The sequence below is a fragment of the Methylobacterium planeticum genome (assembly GCF_008806345.1).
GTDB classification, from domain to species: Bacteria; Pseudomonadota; Alphaproteobacteria; order Rhizobiales; family Beijerinckiaceae; genus Methylobacterium; species Methylobacterium planeticum.
In genome coordinates, this window is the sequence record NZ_VZZJ01000001.1 from 285210 (window position 1) to 302486 (window position 17277).

Sequence of the window (17277 nt, forward strand, 5' to 3'; positions counted from 1 at the left end):
CGACCGTTCGGCCGGCGTCCGACGCTCAGGTGACGGCTGCCGCGGTGCCGTTGTCGAGGAACAGGCGGTAGGCCGGATTGTCGGTCTCGTCGGTGCACGGGTAGCCGAGCTCGTCCACGGCCGCGTGGAAGCGGGCGCGCTCGGTGGCCGGGACCGTGATGCCGGCGAGGACCCGGCCGTAATCGGCGCCGTGGTTGCGGTAATGGAACAGCGTGATGTTGAAATCCTCGCCGAGCCCGTCGAGGAAACGCATCAGCGCGCCCGGCCGCTCCGGGAACTGGAAGCGGTAGAGGCGCTCGTCCCGCAGGCCCGTGGCCCGGCCGCCGACCATGTAGCGGATATGGACCTTGGCCATCTCGTTGTCGCTCATGTCGAGGACGCGGTAACCGCCCTCGCGCAGCCCCGCGATCAGCGCCCGCTTCTCGGGCAATCCGCCCGGCAGGTTCACCCCGACGAAGATCTGCGCCTCGGCATCCTTCGCGTAGCGGTAGTTGAATTCCGTGATGGCGCGGGGGCCGAGCGTGCTGATGAAGGCCCGATAGGCGCCGGGCCGCTCGGGGATGGTCACGCCGAGCAACACCTCGCGTCGCTCGCCGATCTCCGCGCGCTCCGCGATGTGGCGAAGCCGGTCGAAATTCAGGTTCGCGCCGCTGGAGATCGCGATCAGCGTGCCGTTGCCGCTTTCGCGCTCGGCGTAGAGCTTGGCACCCGCGAGGGCGAGGGCGCCGGAGGGCTCCGACACCGCGCGGGTGTCGTCGAAGATGTCCTTCACGGCCGCGCACATGGCGTCGGTGTCGACGGTGATGACCCCGTCGAGGTTCTCGCGGCAGAGGCGGAAGGTCTCCTCGCCGGCCCGCCGCACCGCGACGCCGTCGGCGAAGAGCCCGACGCTGTCCAGGGTGGTCGGCTCGCCGGCGGCCAAAGCGGCCGCCATGCAGGCCGCGTCATCGGGCTCGACGCCGATGACCTTGGTCTCGGGCCGCAGGTACTTCACGAAGGTCGCGATGCCGGCAGCGAGGCCGCCCCCGCCGATGGGCACGAAGATCGCCTCGATCGGCCCCGTGTGCTGGTGCAGCAACTCCATCCCGATCGTGCCCTGTCCGGCGATCACCTCGGCATCGTCGAAGGGGTGCAGGAAGGTCAGCCCTTCCTCGACCTCGCGGCGGCGGGCCTCCGCCAGAGCCTCGTCGAAGGCATCGCCGTGCAGGATCACCTCGGCCCCGCGCGCCCGGCAGGCGTCGACCTTGATGGCCGGCGTCGTGCGCGGCATCACGATCACGGCGCGGACGTTGAGCTTGGCCGCCGAGAGCGCAACCCCTTGGGCATGGTTCCCGGCGGAGGCGCAGATGACGCCCCGCGCGAGCTGCTCCGCGTCGAGGCCCGACATCTTGTTGTAGGCGCCGCGCAGCTTGAACGAGAAGACCGGCTGCAGGTCCTCGCGCTTCAGCAGGATCGGCCGCTCGTAGCGCGCGGACAGGCGCGGCATCGGATCGAGCGGGCTCTCGATCGCGACATCGTAGACGCGGGCGGTGAGGATCTTGCGGATGTAGTCGGTCACGGGTGGGAACGATCTTCTCGCGGAGCCGGAGTTCGGGTGTACGCCCGGGATAGACCTTCGGACCGGAAGATGCGAGCGCCGGGCGGGCAGGTCAGCCCAGCCGGTCGATCAGGGCCGCGATCCAGACCAGCGCGGCCAGCGCCTGCGCCAGGAAGGTGCCCGTCGAGGCGAGGTCCTTGACCGTCCCGATGCGCGGATGCCGGTCCGGGTGCAGGTGGTCGCAGAGCTTCTCGATGGCGGTGTTGAGGAACTCGGCCGCGAGCATCAGGAGCAGGCTGGCGATCAGCCCGACACGGACCCAGAGGCTCGTGCCGAGGATCAGCGCGACCGGCACCCCGACCGCGAGGAGGACGAGTTCCTGGCGCACCGCGCGCTCGGTGCGGGCCCCGTGGACCAGCCCGCGCCAGGAATTGAGGAAGGCAAGGATGAGGGCGTCCATGCTCACCCGGCCGTCTTGTCCGGTGGTGCCGCGCGCGCGATCCACTTGGCGAGCAATGGCCCCGTGATCAGCACCACGAACAGCCGGAGCGTCTGGACGGCGAGGACGAACGAGACGTCGACCTTCGCGCCGACGGCGATGATCGCGACGGAATCGAGGCCGCCCGGGCTGGTCGCCAGGAAGGCGGTGAGGAAGTCGATCGGCAGGATGCGGGTGAGCCCGAAGGCCCAGCCCGCGCAGAGGAGAATGACCGCCACCGTCGCGATGAGGATCCCCGGCAGCGCGTGGAACGTCTCGCGCAGGGTCTCCCGGGTGAAGCGCAGGCCGACATACCAACCGATGGTCGCGTAGGCCGCGTCGAGCAGGGCGGGCGGCAGCACGAGGCTCGCGAGCCCCGTGGCGTGGAGCGCCGCGCCGAGGACCATCGGGCCGATCAGGGCGCCGGCCGGCAGGCGAAGCGCGAGGGCGATGCCGGCCCCGACCGCAGCGACGGTCAGCGTGATGAGAACCGAGAGCGCCGGTATGGCCTGCACCGGCATCGTGTCGGCGCCGCTCGCGGCACTCGGCTCGGTGAGCAGACGGGCGACGACGGAGGCCGAGAGCACCACGGCGGCGACCCGCACGTACTGCATGAAGGCGACGAGACGCGGATCGGAGCCGTATTCCTCGGCCATCGCCACCATCGCGGCCGCGCCGCCCGGGGAGGAGCCCCAGGCTGCGGTCGTGCCCGGCAGTACGCGCATGCGCGTCAGGACGTAGCCGACGAGACCGCCGGCGAGAACCGTGACGAGCACGACCAGCAGGATCAGCAGGCCGTCATCCAGCATGGTTCCGGCGATCTCGGCGTTGATCGCGTGGGCAACGAGGCAGCCGATCATCGCCTGGGCGCCCTGGAATCCGGGCTTCGGGATGCGCAGCGGCGCTCCCCGCACGCCGAACACGATCGCGGCGAGCATCGGCCCGAGCAGCAGGGCGGCCGGGAAATGGGCGGAGGACAGGCCGTAGGCGAGAAGGCCCGACGCGGCGAGCAGGGCCGCCCAGAGGCCGAGGATCTTTGGCACGGGCAAGGAGGACCGTTGGATGTCTGGCGCGACGCGGCGGGCGCGTCCGCTCGCCGCGGCGCTACACCGGATCGGCCACGCTGTCACGCCGTGGCGCCGGCGCAGCGTCGTCCGCCCGGCAGGCGGCCGTGTTGGCCGGAGCATGGGCCCGGAAGAAGGCGGCGAGGTGCTGGAGCCCCGCCGCGCGCGGGTCGCTGGAGCGCCAGGCAAGCGCGATCGTCCGGCCCGGACCGTCCGCATCGAAGCTGCGGGTGACGATGAGGCCGCTGGGATCGGGTCCGGCCGGGAGTGCCAGGGCTGGCAGCAGCGTGTAGCCCGCGCCCGCCGCCACCATCGATCGCAGGGTTTCGAGGCTCGTGGCGTGGCGCCCGGCGGAACTGCCCGCCCCGCAGGCCGCCACGGTCTGGTCGCGCAGGCAATTGCCCTCGTCGAGGAGCAGGAGGTCGGGCCCCGCGATATCGGTCGCGCGCAGCGCGCCGCCGCGCGCCAGGGCATGGTCGGCCGGGCAGGCGAGCCAGAAGGGCTCGACGAAGAGCGGCGAGATCGTCAGCCCGGCGCTCGGAAGCGGCAGCGAGACCAGGGCCGCGTCGACGCGGCCGTCCCGGAGGCCTTCCAGGATCTCCGCCGTGCGCGCTTCGCTGAGCGCCAGGGCCAGGAGGGGAAACTCCTGCCGCAGGTGACGGAGGACGAGGGGAAACAGGTAGGGGCCGAGCGTCTGGATCGCCGCGAGGACGAGGCGTCCGGTCAGCGGCGCGCCGCGCCCCTCGCTCGCGAGGGCGAGCAGACGCTGCGCCTGCGCCAGGACCGCCCGCGCCTGTCGCACGATGACCTGGCCCGCCGGGGTGAGGAGCACGCGCCGGTTCGAGCGCTCGAACAGGACGAGGCCGAGCGCCTCCTCCAGCTTGCGGATCTGAACGCTCAGCGTCGGCTGGCTGACATTGCAGCGCTCGGCCGCCCGGCCGAAATGGCTCTCCTCGGCGACGGCGACGACATATTCGAGATCTCGAAGCGACAGTCCGGCGACATTCATAGGGTGTGTCTATCACGGCCTTTGTGACGATGCATTTGCCAATGGGTCACGCCGCGGTCATAACGGCAGCCCAGAACCGTTCCAGGGAAAGTGGCGCCATTCCCGGGCGCCGCATCCGAACGCACGATTTTCCAGAGAGGCGAGACGCATGAGCGAGCAACGTCCCATTCTGACGACCCGCCAGGGCCATCCGGTCCGCGACAACCAGAGCACGCGCACGGTCGGCGAGCGGGGCCCCGCGACGCTCGAGAATTACCAGTTCATCGAGAAGATCACCCATTTCGATCGCGAGCGGATCCCCGAGCGCGTCGTGCATGCCCGCGGCGCCGGGGCGCACGGCTATTTCGAGGCCTATGGCAAGATCGGCAACGAGCCCGCCGCGAAGTACACCCGGGCCCGCGTCCTGAACGAGACCGGCGTGAAGACGCCGATGTTCGTGCGCTTCTCCACCGTGGCGGGTGCCAAGGAGAGCCCCGAGACGGCGCGCGACCCGCGCGGCTTCGCGGTGAAGTTCAAGACCGTCGACGGCAACTGGGATCTGGTTGGCAACAACCTCAAGGTGTTCTTCATCCGCGACGCGATCAAGTTCCCCGACATGATCCACGCGTTCAAGCCGGATCCGGTGACGAACCGCCAGGAGGCGTGGCGCTTCTTCGACTTCGTGGCGCAGCACCCCGAGTCGATCCACATGGTGACGCACCTCAAGTCCCCGTGGGGCATCCCGGCGAACTACCGCGAGATGGAGGGCTCGGGCGTCAACACCTACAAGCTCGTCAACGACCAGGGCGAGGCGGTCCTCTGCAAGTTCCACTGGGAGCCGAAGCAGGGCGTGCGCAACCTGACCTCGGGCGAGGCCGAGGCGATCCAGGCCAAGAACGTCGGCCATGCCACCCAGGATCTCTACGACAACATCAATGCCGGCAATTTTCCCGAATGGGAGTTCTGCGTGCAGATCATGCCGGACGGCCCGAACGAGCACCTTTCGTTCGATCCCCTCGACGACACGAAGCTGTGGCCGGTCGACCAGTTCCCCCTGCTGCCCGTCGGCCGCATGGTGCTCGACCGGGTGCCCGACAACTTCTTCGCGGATGTCGAGCAATCGGCGTTCGGCACGGGCGTGCTCGTCGACGGGATCGACTTCTCGGACGACAAGATGCTCCAGGGGCGCACGCTGTCCTACTCCGACACGCAGCGCTATCGCGTCGGCGCCAACTACCTGCAGCTGCCGATCAACGCGCCCCAGCCCGGCGTGAAGGTCTACTCGAACCAGCGCGACGGCCAGATGACCTACGGCGTCGACGGGACGGGTCCGAACCGGCACATCAACTATGAGCCGTCCACGCTCGCCGAGGGCCTGCGCGAGGCACCGAAGCCCGCGAAGGACTATCACCAGCCGGTCGAGGGCAGGCTCGGTCGCTACCAGACGAGCCGCACCGAGGACGACTACACCCAGGCCGGCCTTCGCTACCGCTCGTTCCAGGATTGGGAGCGCGAGGACCTGATCGCCAATCTCGTCGCCGACATGAAGGAATGCCCGGAGCCGATCCAGCTGCGGATGGTCTGGCACTTCTGGCACGCGGACGAGGATTACGGCCGCCGGGTCGCCGAGGGTGCGGGCATCGATCTCGAGAAGGCCAAGGCCCTGGCGCCGCTGCCGGGCCGGGCCGCACCGGGCAAGCGCCTGGCCGCGGAGACCTACACCGACGGCTCGAACGCCCACCGCGTCGCCGCCGAGTAAGATCCGGGCCGACGACCCTGAGCCACGAGAGGCCCCGCACGGTCACCCGCCGTGCGGGGCTTTCTTGTCTGAAGGGCGTGATCCGGACCGAGGCGTGTCCGATCCGGATGCCGCGTCCGACCGCGGCGCCGGCGTCGCGGCGGTCAGCCTCATCCGGCGCCGACCTGCCGGTTTCGGCCGGCACCGAGCCCGCAGAGAACGCCGGCGAGCGCGATGGCGCAGAACAGCACCACCGAGAGCGTCCAGTCGCCGCCGGCTTCGTGGGCGAGGCCGAATCCGAGGGGGCCGAGCGCGGCGATGCTGTAGCCGATGCCCTGTGCCATCGCGGAGAGCCCGGCGGCGCCCGCGGTGTCGCGGGCGCGCAGCACGATGATGGTCAATCCGAGCCCGAAGGTGCCGCCGAGGCCGAAGCCGAGCGCGATCGTCAAGGCCCCCACGAACCCGATGGGCGCGTAGACCACGCCGAGGAATGCCGTGACGGTCAGGAGGATCAGGCCGGTGGCGTAGGCCCGCTGGTCCCCGGCTCTCGCCGCGAAGGTCGGCACCAGAAGGGCGACCGGCGCCTGCCCGATGCTCATCAGCGAGGCGATGAAGCCGGCATCGAGCGCGCTGAGGCCGCGGCTCTGCAACAGGGCCGGGATCCAGCCGAACATGATGTAGGCGAGGGAGGATTGCAGTCCCATGAAGCCCGTCACCTGCCAGGCGAGGGGGTCGCGCCAGAGCCAGGCCCGGCGCGGCGACCGGATCGGCGCCGGGGCCGCGGCTTGTTCCCGCCCGCTGAAGGGTGTCCAGGCGAGGGCCGCGACGAGCGCAGGAATGGCCCAGGCCGCGAGCGGCAGGGCCCAGCCCGCTCCGAGCGCGTCCTGCAGCGGCACGGTCAAGCCGGCCCCCGCCGCGGCGCCGAGGCACAGGACCATGGTGTAGAGCCCCGTCATCAGGCCCGCGTGCCGGGGAAAATCGCGCTTGACGAGGCCGGGAAGCAGCACGCCGGCGAGGCCGATCCCGGCGGCCGAGAGGCAGGCACCGAAGAACAGCGGCCCGATCCCGCCGATCGCCCGGCTGGCCAGGCCCGCTGCGACGATGACGATCGCCAGGAGGATGCCGCGATTGACCCCGAGGCGCCGGATGGCTGCGGGCCCGGTGGCGCTGGCGAGACCGAGAAACAGGACCGGCAGCGTCGTCAGGACGGCGGCGCCGGACGCGCTCAGGCCCGTATCGGCGCGGATCGCCGTGAGCAGCGGACCGACGGTGGTGAGGGCGGGCCGCAGGTTGAACGCCACCAGCATCACGCCGAGACCGACCAGGACCGGGGCCGACGCGCCCGTCCTCGCGCTCACGCCCGCCGCCACGCGCCGAGCGCGCAGAGGAGGGCGGCCGTCAGCATGGCCAGGAAGGGCCAGTCTCCGAAGCGGGCGTAAAGGGTCGGCGCGTCGATGCTGGCCGGAAGATCGGCGTCGAGCACCGCCTCCTCGTTGAGAGGCAGGCTCGCGGTGACGCGTCCGTAGGCGTCGATGATCGCGGAGATGCCGGTATTGGCATCCCGCACGAGGGGCAGGCCCTCTTCCACGGCGCGCAGCCGCGCCTGCGCGAGGTGCTGGCGCGGACCGGGCGTGTCGCCGAACCACGCATCGTTCGTGACGTTCAGGATCAGGCCGGGCCGCATCGACACGCCGGAGGGCACGATCGCGCCGGGAAAGATCGCCTCGTAGCAGATCGTCGCGGCCGCGGGCGGTAGCCCCGGCACGTCGAGGATGCGCTGCCCGGCACGGCTGCCCGCGGAGAACCCTCCGGGGATCGACACGAACTGGCGCAGGCCGACCGCGCGCAGCAGGGCATCGAGGGGCGCCGGCAGGTACTCACCGAACGGGACGAGATGGACCTTGTCGTACGTGTCGGAGATCCGGTTCGGCGGCTCGATCGTCATGATCGCGTTGAAGTAGCGCAGGCGCTCCCCGGGCAGCGGCTCCTCCGCGCGCGCGGCCCCGGTGATGAGCCGCTGGCCCGATTGGAGCGACCCCGCAACCCTGGCCAGGGAGGCCGGATCCCGTTGGATCAGGAAGGGAAAGGCGGATTCCGGCCAGATGATGTGGGTCGGCGCCGGCCCACCGAGGGGCGGCCGCTGGCTCAACTCGATGTAGCGGTCGACGATGTCCTCGCGGTTCTCCGGTCGGAACTTGGCATCCTGCGGCAGGTTCGGCTGAACCAAGCGCAGCCGCACGCCCGCGACCGCCTTGTCGTGGGCGACCGGTATCCGGTTCGCGCCGAAGAGCGCCAGGCTCCCGAGGATGACGGCCGCCACGCCGCTCGGACCGAAACGCCCGAGCGCGCTCGTGCCGGTGGCCAGCGTCGCGGGGGCGGCGCAGACGAGGATTGCGACGAGGGTGAGACCGTAGAGCCCGACGAGACAGGCCGATTGGGTGAGCCACAGGTTCTGCCCGAGCGCCATCCCGAGCGTGTTCCAGGGGAAGCCCGTGAACAGATGCCCGCGCAGCCACTCGGCCCCGGCAAGGCCGACGGCGAGGCCGCAGATCCGTCCGGCGCCCGGCGACCACAGCAGGCGGGCGCCGGCAAAGCCCACAGCGTAGAACGAGGCGAGGGCGGCCGGCAGGCCAACGACCCCGAGGGGAAGGGCCCATGCGAACTCGTCCGCCTCGACCAGGAAGGCGGATCCGAGCCACCACAGGCCGGCGGTCAGGTAGCCGAAGCCCCAGGCCCAGCCGACCATTGCGCAGGGCAGCAGCGTCTGCCGGAGGCGCGCGCGGCTCGCGGCGGCGCCGTCCATGAGCCAGACGGCGACGCTCAGCGACAGGACGAGGGCCGGCAGCATCCCGAAGGGCGGCATCGCCAGCGCCCCGAGGGCGCCGGCCAGGAACGCGACGATCAGGCGCCGCCAGCCCCGGAGCGCCGCGAACCAGCCACTGAGGCGCAGCGGCGCTCCCTCCGACCCGCTGCCCCGACGAGGCACCGAGCGGAGGTGGACGTCCTGGGCCGACGTCACGGGCCCTGCGTCTCGGCGGATGCCGCGCTGGCCGCCTTCGGGGGCGGCAATGCCAACGGGACCAGAGCCGCGATCTTGGCAGGTCCCCGATGCAGGCGCAGCCGCTTGAGGCGGCGCGGATCGGCATCCAGCACCTCGAATTCGAGGTCACCGGGCCCGGCGATCAGCTCACCCCGCGAGGGCACGCGGCCTGCGAGGGTCACGATCATGCCGCCGATCGTATCGATCTCCTCGGCCATCTCACCGACGGCGGCGACGAGGTCGACGCCCGTGGCCTCGGACACTTCGGCGAGGCCGGCGCGGGCATCGGCCACGAAGATTTCGGCGTCGCCCTCGACCCGTTGGACGAGACGTCCCTCGGCCACGTCGTGCTCGTCCTCGATGTCGCCGACCACCATCTCGATGAGGTCCTCGATCGAGATCAGGCCGTCGGTCCCGCCATACTCGTCGATGACGAGGGCCATGTGGGTCCGGGTCGCCTGCATCCGCACCAGAAGATCGATCGCCGGCATCGAGGGCGGCACGAACAGGACCGGTCGCTGGATGCGCGTGGCCGCGAGGGTCGCGGACAGGTCGACATTGCCGAGATTGAGGGCACGGAGCGCCCGGGCGGGGCTGCGGCGCGCGCGCGGGGCGGGCGGCGGACCCGCGCCCGGCTCGCCGGTATCCAGGGCAGGCTGGGCCGCCGCGCCGTTGGCGGACCGGCGGCTGCCCGCCTCGGCCTTGGCGGCGATGTGATCGACGAAGTCGCGGATGTGGACCATGCCGCGCGGATCGTCGAGGGTCTCGCCGTAGACCGGCAGTCGGGAATGGCCCGCGGTGCGGAAGAGCTTGAGCAGATCGCCGAGGGACGTCTCGATCGAGACCGCCACGATGTCCGCCCGGGGGATCATCACGTCGTCGACGCGCACCTTGTGCAGTCCGAGCACGTTCTTGAGCATGGCACGCTCAAGGGGGGAGAACGCGTTCTCGCCGGAATCGGGATCGGCCAGCGCGTCCTCGATGTCGTCGCGAAGGGAATCACGCGGTTTCAGGTGAAGGGCTTGAAGCAGACGGTCGTACCAGGGCTCACGGGCGCCGGTCTCGCCATCCACGGAACTGAGCGCGGCCTGGGCCGCGCCGCGACTTCGATCGTTCGTCATGTCTCTCGGATCTGGGATATCGGGCAGGTCAGCGGGCAGGACTGCCGGGGTCGCCGATCAATCGCCGTAGGGGTCGGGGACGCCGAGCGTGCGCAGCGCCGCGACCTCGAGCGCTTCCATCGCGTCGGCCTCGGCCTCGCCGGTCTCGTGATCCTGGCCGAGAAGATGCAGCGTGCCATGAACGAGAAGATGGGCGAGGTGATCGGCGAGGGGTTTCGACTGTTCGCCACTCTCGCGCAGCATCGTGTCATACGCAAGGACGACATCGCCCAAGGGGACCGGCGCCCCGTCAGGAACGGGCTGCGCAGCGGCCGGAAACGACAGCACGTTGGTCGGCTTGTCCTTGCCGCGCCACGTGCGGTTCAGCGCCTGCACGACCGAATCATCGGTGAGGACGACGCTCACCTCCACGGGCCATGCGGGTGCGTTCGGTGCGATCGCGACCCCGGCTTCCACGGCACGCGCCACGAAGGCGTCGAGGTCCGGGGCGACGCCGTTCCAGCGATCGTCCTCCAGGGCGACGTCGATCTCGATGTCCGGCATCGTCACGCGAGCGGACGACGGCGCGGGTTGGGGTTGCGATCGGCCTCGGATTCGCCGTGGGAGGCGCGCTCGTAGGCGGTGACGATGCGGCGCACGAGATCGTGGCGGACGACATCGACGTCCTTGAACGTGATGCGGCCGATGCCCTCGACGCCGTCGAGCACGTTCACGGCCTCCACGAGACCCGATCGCTGCCCCGGCGGCAGGTCGATCTGGCTGGGATCGCCCGTGACGATCATCCGGGAATTCTCGCCCAGGCGCGTCAGAAACATCTTCATCTGCATGGATGTGGTGTTCTGCGCCTCGTCGAGCAACACGACGGCGTTGGTCAGCGTGCGACCGCGCATGAAGGCCAGCGGGGCGATCTCGATGATGCCGGTCTGCAACCCGCGGTCGACATGACGGGCCTCCATAAAGTCGTAGAGCGCGTCGTAGATCGGGCGCAGATACGGGTCGACCTTGTCCCGCATGTCGCCCGGCAGGAAGCCGAGCCGCTCGCCGGCCTCGACGGCCGGACGCGACAGGATGAGGCGTTCGGCGTGGCCCTGCTCCAGCAGCGAGACCGCGTGGCCGACGGCGAGCCAGGTCTTGCCGGTGCCGGCGGGCCCCTCCGCGAAGACGAGCTCGTTCGTGCGCAGCGCCTTGATATAGGCGTCCTGCGCGGCGTTGCGTGCCCGAACGGCGCCGCGCCGCCGGGTCGCGATCTGGTCGAAATGGGGTCGATCCGGCTCGGCGGCGATCTCGGCCGACGGGAAGAGGTTGCCCTGGAGCGTGGTCTCCTGGATCGCCCCGTCGACGTCGCCGAGGGTCAGGGTGCCGCCACCGGTCTTCACCCGCGCGTAGAGCCGCTCGAAGACGCGCCGCGCCTTCTCGGCGGCGTCCGGCGGCCCCTTGACCACGAGGTGATTGCCGAGTGCGGTGGCGGTGACCTCGAGCTTGCGCTCGATATGCGCGACGTTCTGGTCGTACTGACCGAACACGAGGCTCGCGAGCCGGTTGTCGTCGAAGGTCAGCGAGACCTCCACCGTCTCGGTGATCTCGCCGGTCCTGGCGGCCGGACCACGACCACGCAGGGCTCCGCCGCGCCCGCTCACGCCATCAGCTGGTGACACTCAGGGTCCCTTCGGGCTGGAGAACCGATCCCGCCACGTCAGGCGGCTGCAACCTGCGGAAGCATCTCGCCGAAGAGGCTGTTCGCCCCCGCCTCGACGATCCGCACCGGGACGAGGCTGCCGATGGTGGAAGCCGGAGCATCGAACTGGACCGCGAGCATGTGCGGCGTCTTGCCGGTCACCTGACCCGGACGGCGGCCCGGCTTCTCGACCAGAACCTCGGCGACCCGGCCCGCGGCCGCACGCTGGTAGGCGTGGCGCTGAGCGTCGAGACGGGCCTGCAGGGCGGCCAGACGCTCGCTCTTCACGCCCTCCGGAACCGCATCCGCGCGCTCGGCGGCCGGCGTGCCGGGGCGCGGGCTGTACTTGAACGAGAACGCGCTCTGGAACCCGATCTCGGCGACGAGGCGCATCGTCTCCTCGAACTCGGCATCGGTCTCGCCCGGGAAGCCGACGATGAAGTCCGACGACAGGGCGATGTCGGGGCGCGCCGTGCGGATGCGTTCGATCAGCCGGCGATACTGATCCCCCGTATGCTTGCGGTTCATCGCCCCGAGCACGCGGTCCGAGCCCGACTGGACCGGCAGGTGGAGATAGGGCATCAGGGCGGGGATCTCGGCATGCGCCGCGATCAGGTCGTCGCCCATGTCGTTGGGGTGGCTCGTGGTGTAGCGGATGCGCGCGAGGCCCGGAATGCCCGCGACGGCGCGCATCAGGTCCGGGAGGGTCGCGGCCACGCCGGCCGGGCCCGCGCCGTGATAGGCATTGACGTTCTGGCCGATCAGCGTCAGCTCGCGCACGCCCGCCTCGGCGAGCTTCTCCGCCTCCGCCACGACCGCCGCGACGGAGCGCGAGACCTCGGCACCGCGGGTATAGGGCACGACGCAGAAGGCGCAGAACTTGTCGCAGCCCTCCTGCACGGTGAGGAATGCCGAGACGCCCTTGTTGCGCCGGGCCGGAAGGTGATCGAACTTGTCCTCGATCGGGAATTCGGTGTCGACGACGCGCTTCGCGCGGGATGCGTCGAGAAGCTGCGGCAGCCGGTGGTAGCTCTGCGGTCCGACGACGACGTCGACGGCCGGAGCCCGCGCCAGCATCTCGGCGCCCTCCGCCTGCGCCACGCAGCCCGCGACGACGATGCGCGTATCCAGCCCCGCGAGCCGGCGCTCCCCCTTCAGCACGCGGAGGCGGCCGAGTTCGGAATAGACCTTCTCGGCGGCCTTCTCGCGGATATGGCAGGTGTTGAGGACGACGACATCGGCCTCCTCGACCGAGTCCGTCGCGGCGTAGCCCTGCTGCCCGAGGACATCCGCCATGCGGGCGGCGTCGTAGGCGTTCATCTGGCAGCCGTAGGAACGGACGAAGGCTTTCTTCAACGGGTCAGGTCCGGGAAGGCCCGGGCGCGGGCCGTGGGCGTGTCGGGTTCAGGCGGCGGCCTCTACCATAGAATTCGTGCCGCGTCGCGGCGGCACGTGCGCCGCCGTCACACCGCCGGCACGCCCGAACCCGGCATGCCGCCGAGGGACCCGCCCTGCCTGCCCGCCGGGCTGCCCAGACGATGACCGGGCCAGACCGGCCCTTCCGGCGGGCGCCCGGTCACCGCCTGCTGCATCGCCGCCCGCACCGATGCCTCGGCCAGGGCCGTGGCGACCTTGCGATCCGTTCCGGCCTCGAACGTGATCGGCGTCCCCCAGATCACGTGCACGTCGACGGGCCCGCGCTGGACGAACAGGGCGAGGTGCGGCGCCAGTTCCATGTCGCCGTACCAGGCGATCTCCGGGCGCTCGACGCGAACCACCGGCAGGCCGCCGCGGCGCGGATAGGTGATGGCCAGCGGCTGCAGGCGGATGCGTTCGAGGCGGCCCTCCTCCGCCTGGACCGCCGCGCGGGCCGCGCCGACGAGCGACGAGCGGAAGGGCAGGAGGCGATTGCCGTCCCCCGTGGTGCCCTCGGCGAAGAGCACGATCAGGTCTCCCTCCGCGAGGCGGTTGCCGACGGTCGCGTTGACGCTCGCGGTCGCCGTCCGGCGCGCGCGGTCGATGAAGACCGTGCGCTGAAGCCGGGCCAGGGTGCCGACGAGCGGCCAGCCCGCGATCTCGGATTTCGCCACGAAGGACAGCGGGCGCAGGGAGCCGAGGGCGATGATGTCGAGCCACGAGATGTGGTTGGACAGGACGAGGGCCGGCTCGCCCGCGGCGGGCGGCGTCCCGCTCTGCGTCACCCGGATCCCGAAGAGCCACAGGAAGGTGCGGTGGAACAGGGTCGGCGCGTGCGCGGCGAGCCGGCTCCGGCCGAACCTGAGGCTCACCCAGTGCGGGCCGACCAGGATCGCGAACACGAGCAGGCAGAGCGCGAGCCGGATACCGATGCCGAGGCGGGTCATCGCGTCGCTCGCCCGAGGCTCACGCGAGCGTCGCGCGCATGGTCAGCGCGGTCGCCCGGTTCCCGTCGGCCCGCGTGTAGTAGGCCGTCCGCTCGCCGACCTGCGCGAAGCCGTGCCGCGCGTAGAGGCGCAGCGCGGGCGTGTTGCCCTCGTCGACCTCGAGATGGACGTGGCGCACGCCCGCATGCGCGAGGCGGGTCAGGTGCTCGCGCAGGAGACGCCCGCTCAACCCGCCGCCCCGTGCGCCCGGCGCCAGCACGATGGTGAGGATCTCGGCCTCGTCCGCAATCCGGCGGGACAGGATGAAGCCCTGCATGGTCCCGGCTCGCCAGAGGGCATGCGCCTCCGTCGAGCGCTCGCACAGCAGCCGCTCGAATTCGTGCGCGTCCCAGGGCCTGGCGAAGGCCGTCGCGTGGAGGCGCGCGAGGGTGCCGGCGAGGGCGGAATCCCGCAGGGGCGCGACGTAGGGCTCGGGCCCCCAGGCGTCCCACCAGGCAAGCCACCACTCGAACGGCCAGAAGGGAGAGACCGGACGGCTCATCGGCGCGCGAGCCTCGCATGATCCTGGGGCTGGGCATCGGGCCCGCGCAGGTAGAGGGGGCGTGCCAGCGCCTGCGCCGGATCGGCCACGATCCCGAGCGAGGCGACCCAGGCGATCTCCGGCGCGCCGGTCCCCGCGACCTCCGCCGCAGAGCCTCGGCCCTTGGCGGTGGCGGCGAGGGCCGGAGCCCCCGACCCGACCAGGGTGACGGGACCGGCACCGAGGCGGTCGACCGCCTCATCCAGCTTGAGCAGGCTCGGCGGCACCACGATGCCCTCGCCGACGCTCATCGCCTGCAGGTAGACGGCGCCGTGGCGGGCATCGATGGCGGCGGCGATCAGCCCATCGCCGTTCAGAGCCAGCAGCGGCGCGAGCAGGGCCGAGAGCGTCGTGACGCCGACGACCGGGACGCCCGTGGCGAGCCCGATCGCGCGCGCCGCGGAGAGGCCGACGCGCAGACCCGTGTAGCTGCCGGGGCCGACCGTGACGGCGACGCGGTCCAGGCTCTCGAAACCGCCCTCGATCCGGGAGATCACGCGCTCGACCAGCGGCAGCAGGGCTTCCGCGTGCCCGCGGGAGAGCACCATGCTCTCCTCGGCGAGCAATTCGTCCGACGTATCCGTCGCCACGCAGGCGGCGCAGGCGTCAAGGGCCGTGTCGATGGCGAGGATACGCACGCTGACTCCAGATGCCGCCGAAGGCCGGCCGGTGTCCTCAGGGATGAACGCGCGCCGGAGCGCCGCGGAACGTTACGGCAAAACGGCCGATCCGTCAGGGCGGAGCGGCCTTCTCGACACCCGATCCGAGAGGAGTGTTGCCCGGCTGCGTCGCGCTCAGACGGCCTGGACCTCGCGCACGTCCGGCAGGAAGTGCCGGAACAGGTTCTGCACCCCGTGCCGGAGCGTCGCGGTGGAGGACGGGCACCCGGAACAGGCGCCCTTCATCTCCAGGAACACGACCCCCTCCTTGTAGCCCCGGAACGTGATGTCGCCGCCATCGCTCGCCACGGCCGGGCGGACCCGGGTCTCCAGCAGGTCCTTGATGGTCGCCACCGTGTCGGCATCGGCCTCGTCGTAGAACTCCTCCGCGTCACCGGCGCCGGCGAGCGCCGCGCTCTCGCTCAGCACCGGGGCACCGGACTGGAAATGCTCCATGATCGCCCCGAGAACCGCCGGCTTGACCTGCGGCCACTCGCTGCCGTCCTCGGCCTTCGTCACCGAGATGAAGTCGTGGCCGAAATAGACGCCGGCGACGCCGGGCACGTCGAACAGCCGGCTCGCCAGGGGCGAGTGGGCGGCGGCCTGCGCGTCGCGGGCCTCGAAGGTCGATTCGGGCAGAACGACCCGCCCGGGCAGGAATTTCAGGGTCGAGGGGTTCGGGGTGGCTTCGGTCTGAATGAACATCGCTGTCTGGTATCCTCGTCCTCAGCGCCGGTTCAAGGCCGGCCGGGAACGGCGCCCGCCCGCGCGGGCACCCCTCTCCATGTGGACCGTGCGCCGATTTTTCTCAACCGCTCCCCGCCGGCCGGGACCGCCGCGCCGGAGGATTTCCCGCATCGGCTGCATCGACATTCCGTTCCGCCTGGTGTAGGGGCAGCGCCAATTCACAACAGGATGCCGAAATCCTGACGCTCGAAGTTCCGATCAGGGGCGCGGGCGCAACGGCCGGAGTATTGCCATGAACATCATCCAGCAGCTTGAGCAGGAGCAGATCGCCCAGCTCAACAAGACCATTCCGGATTTCGAGCCCGGCGACACGCTGATCGTGAACGTCAAGGTCAAGGAAGGCGAGCGCAGCCGCGTCCAGGCCTATGAGGGCGTGTGCATCGCCCGCTCGGGCGCCGGCATCAACGAGAGCTTCACCGTCCGCAAGATCTCCTACGGCGAAGGCGTCGAGCGGGTGTTCCCGGTCTACGGTCCGCTGATCGACTCGATCAAGGTGGTCCGCCGCGGCAAGGTCCGGCGCGCCAAGCTCTACTACCTGCGCGACCGTCGCGGTAAGTCCGCCCGCATCGTCGAGCGTGCCGAGCGCGGTGGCGGCAAGTCCGGCGCGAAGGCCCCTGCGGCCGCCGAGTAGGGCACGCGGGCCGCGCCGCGCGCGGCCGCGACCGTCCTCTCGCGACGATAGGCCCGCAGGACCGCTCCGGCATCCGCTTGGTCCGGGATGGACCCGGATGATCGCGCGCGGATGCGGAGTCGAGATGCCCCGACGCAGTTCGTATCGGGTGCAGGCGGCACGCCGCGCTCCCTCTCCCGTCCGGGAGAGGTTTGCCCGCGCAGCGGGCCGGGGTGAGGGGTGCGACCTCTCCGGATAGCGCGCACCCCTCACCCGGTCGGCTGGCGCCGACTCGACCTCTCCCGGACGGGAGAGGTGGGGCTCCGCTGTTCCCGTCATGCCATGCCGTTGGATCTGGCGCGGGTGGCACGCCGCGCCCCCTCTCCCGTGCGGGAGAGGGTTGGGGTGAGGGATGCGACCTCTCCGGATGCGTCGCACCCCTCACCCGGTCGGCTGGCGCCGACTCGACCTCTCCCGGACGGGAGAGGTGGGGCTCCGCCGTTCCCGTCATGCCATGCCGTTGGATCTGGCGCGGGTGGCACGCCGCGCCCCCTCTCCCGTGCGGGAGAGGGTTGGGGTGAGGGATGCGACCTCTCCGGATGCGTCGCACCCCTCACCCGGTCGGCTGGCGCCGACTCGACCTCTCCCGGACGGGAGAGGTGGGTGCACCACCCTCC

16 protein-coding genes are annotated in these 17277 nt (G+C 71.1%); 2 read left to right on the plus strand and 14 right to left on the minus strand.

The genetic code is table 11. The features are described 5' to 3' along the window. Nucleotides 1-25: 25 nt before the first annotated feature. The 4 genes from ilvA to F6X51_RS01360 all read right to left on the minus strand — a co-directional run bounded on the left by ilvA (nucleotide 26) and on the right by F6X51_RS01360 (nucleotide 4088). Nucleotides 26-1558, minus strand: a complete 1533-nt coding sequence (ilvA, locus tag F6X51_RS01345) for a threonine ammonia-lyase, biosynthetic (RefSeq protein ID WP_150961219.1) — start codon at nucleotides 1556-1558, stop codon at nucleotides 26-28. Between the two features lie 91 nt (nucleotides 1559-1649). Then, nucleotides 1650-1997 carry a diacylglycerol kinase gene (locus F6X51_RS01350; RefSeq protein ID WP_150961221.1) on the minus strand — a complete coding sequence of 116 codons (348 nt, stop codon included), beginning with the start codon at nucleotides 1995-1997 and terminating at the stop codon, nucleotides 1650-1652. Between the two features lie 2 nt (nucleotides 1998-1999). Continuing rightward, nucleotides 2000-3064 (minus strand): AbrB family transcriptional regulator, encoded by a 1065-nt coding sequence (locus tag F6X51_RS01355; protein ID WP_150961223.1) that lies wholly within the window; start codon nucleotides 3062-3064, stop codon nucleotides 2000-2002. A 55-nt stretch (nucleotides 3065-3119) separates the two neighbouring features. Beyond that, nucleotides 3120-4088: a LysR substrate-binding domain-containing protein gene (locus F6X51_RS01360; protein WP_150961225.1), complete on the minus strand. Its 969-nt coding sequence runs from the start codon at nucleotides 4086-4088 to the stop codon at nucleotides 3120-3122. Nucleotides 4089-4236: 148 nt separating this feature from the next. Here F6X51_RS01360 and F6X51_RS01365 point away from each other — a divergent pair, with 148 nt between their 5' ends. Beyond that, nucleotides 4237-5826 carry a catalase gene (locus tag F6X51_RS01365; RefSeq protein ID WP_150961226.1) on the plus strand — a complete coding sequence of 530 codons (1590 nt, stop codon included), beginning with the start codon at nucleotides 4237-4239 and terminating at the stop codon, nucleotides 5824-5826. Nucleotides 5827-5975: 149 nt separating this feature from the next. Here the strand turns inward: F6X51_RS01365 and F6X51_RS01370 are convergent, their stop codons facing one another. From F6X51_RS01370 to F6X51_RS01415, 10 genes are all read right to left on the minus strand, one after another. Then, nucleotides 5976-7163 (minus strand): CynX/NimT family MFS transporter, encoded by a 1188-nt coding sequence (locus tag F6X51_RS01370; protein WP_246696553.1) that lies wholly within the window; start codon nucleotides 7161-7163, stop codon nucleotides 5976-5978. Beyond that, nucleotides 7160-8755, minus strand: coding sequence for an apolipoprotein N-acyltransferase (lnt, locus tag F6X51_RS01375; RefSeq protein WP_246696564.1), 1596 nt, complete (start codon nucleotides 8753-8755; stop codon nucleotides 7160-7162). Before lnt ends, F6X51_RS01370 begins: the two co-directional genes overlap by 4 nt. A 65-nt stretch (nucleotides 8756-8820) precedes the next feature. After that, nucleotides 8821-9966 (minus strand): CBS domain-containing protein, encoded by a 1146-nt coding sequence (locus F6X51_RS01380; protein WP_150961228.1) that lies wholly within the window; start codon nucleotides 9964-9966, stop codon nucleotides 8821-8823. A 57-nt stretch (nucleotides 9967-10023) separates the two neighbouring features. Further along, nucleotides 10024-10509, minus strand: a complete 486-nt coding sequence (ybeY, locus tag F6X51_RS01385) for an rRNA maturation RNase YbeY (RefSeq protein ID WP_150961230.1) — start codon at nucleotides 10507-10509, stop codon at nucleotides 10024-10026. A gap of 2 nt (nucleotides 10510-10511) precedes the next feature. Further along, complete coding sequence (locus F6X51_RS01390) at nucleotides 10512-11621, minus strand: PhoH family protein (RefSeq protein WP_150961232.1); 1110 nt, start codon at nucleotides 11619-11621, stop codon at nucleotides 10512-10514. 38 nt (nucleotides 11622-11659) lie between these two features. Then, a complete protein-coding gene (miaB, locus tag F6X51_RS01395; protein WP_150961234.1) occupies nucleotides 11660-12997 on the minus strand; it encodes a tRNA (N6-isopentenyl adenosine(37)-C2)-methylthiotransferase MiaB in 1338 nt (445 codons plus the stop codon). A gap of 107 nt (nucleotides 12998-13104) precedes the next feature. Next, the gene (locus tag F6X51_RS01400; RefSeq protein ID WP_150961236.1) at nucleotides 13105-14004 is read right to left on the minus strand and encodes a lysophospholipid acyltransferase family protein; all 900 of its coding nucleotides are present in this window, start codon (nucleotides 14002-14004) and stop codon (nucleotides 13105-13107) included. A 19-nt stretch (nucleotides 14005-14023) separates the two neighbouring features. Next, nucleotides 14024-14545, minus strand: coding sequence for a GNAT family N-acetyltransferase (locus F6X51_RS01405; protein WP_150961238.1), 522 nt, complete (start codon nucleotides 14543-14545; stop codon nucleotides 14024-14026). Continuing rightward, nucleotides 14542-15222 carry a tRNA (adenosine(37)-N6)-threonylcarbamoyltransferase complex dimerization subunit type 1 TsaB gene (gene tsaB, locus F6X51_RS01410; RefSeq protein WP_150961240.1) on the minus strand — a complete coding sequence of 227 codons (681 nt, stop codon included), beginning with the start codon at nucleotides 15220-15222 and terminating at the stop codon, nucleotides 14542-14544. The genes F6X51_RS01405 and tsaB overlap by 4 nt, the downstream gene beginning before the upstream one ends. A gap of 156 nt (nucleotides 15223-15378) precedes the next feature. Continuing rightward, nucleotides 15379-15948, minus strand: coding sequence for a NifU family protein (locus tag F6X51_RS01415; RefSeq protein WP_150961242.1), 570 nt, complete (start codon nucleotides 15946-15948; stop codon nucleotides 15379-15381). Between the two features lie 274 nt (nucleotides 15949-16222). On the opposite strand from F6X51_RS01415, the gene rplS reads away from it, so the two are divergent. Beyond that, a complete protein-coding gene (rplS, locus tag F6X51_RS01420) occupies nucleotides 16223-16621 on the plus strand; it encodes a 50S ribosomal protein L19 (protein ID WP_150961244.1) in 399 nt (132 codons plus the stop codon). The last annotated feature ends 656 nt before the right edge of the window (nucleotides 16622-17277 follow it).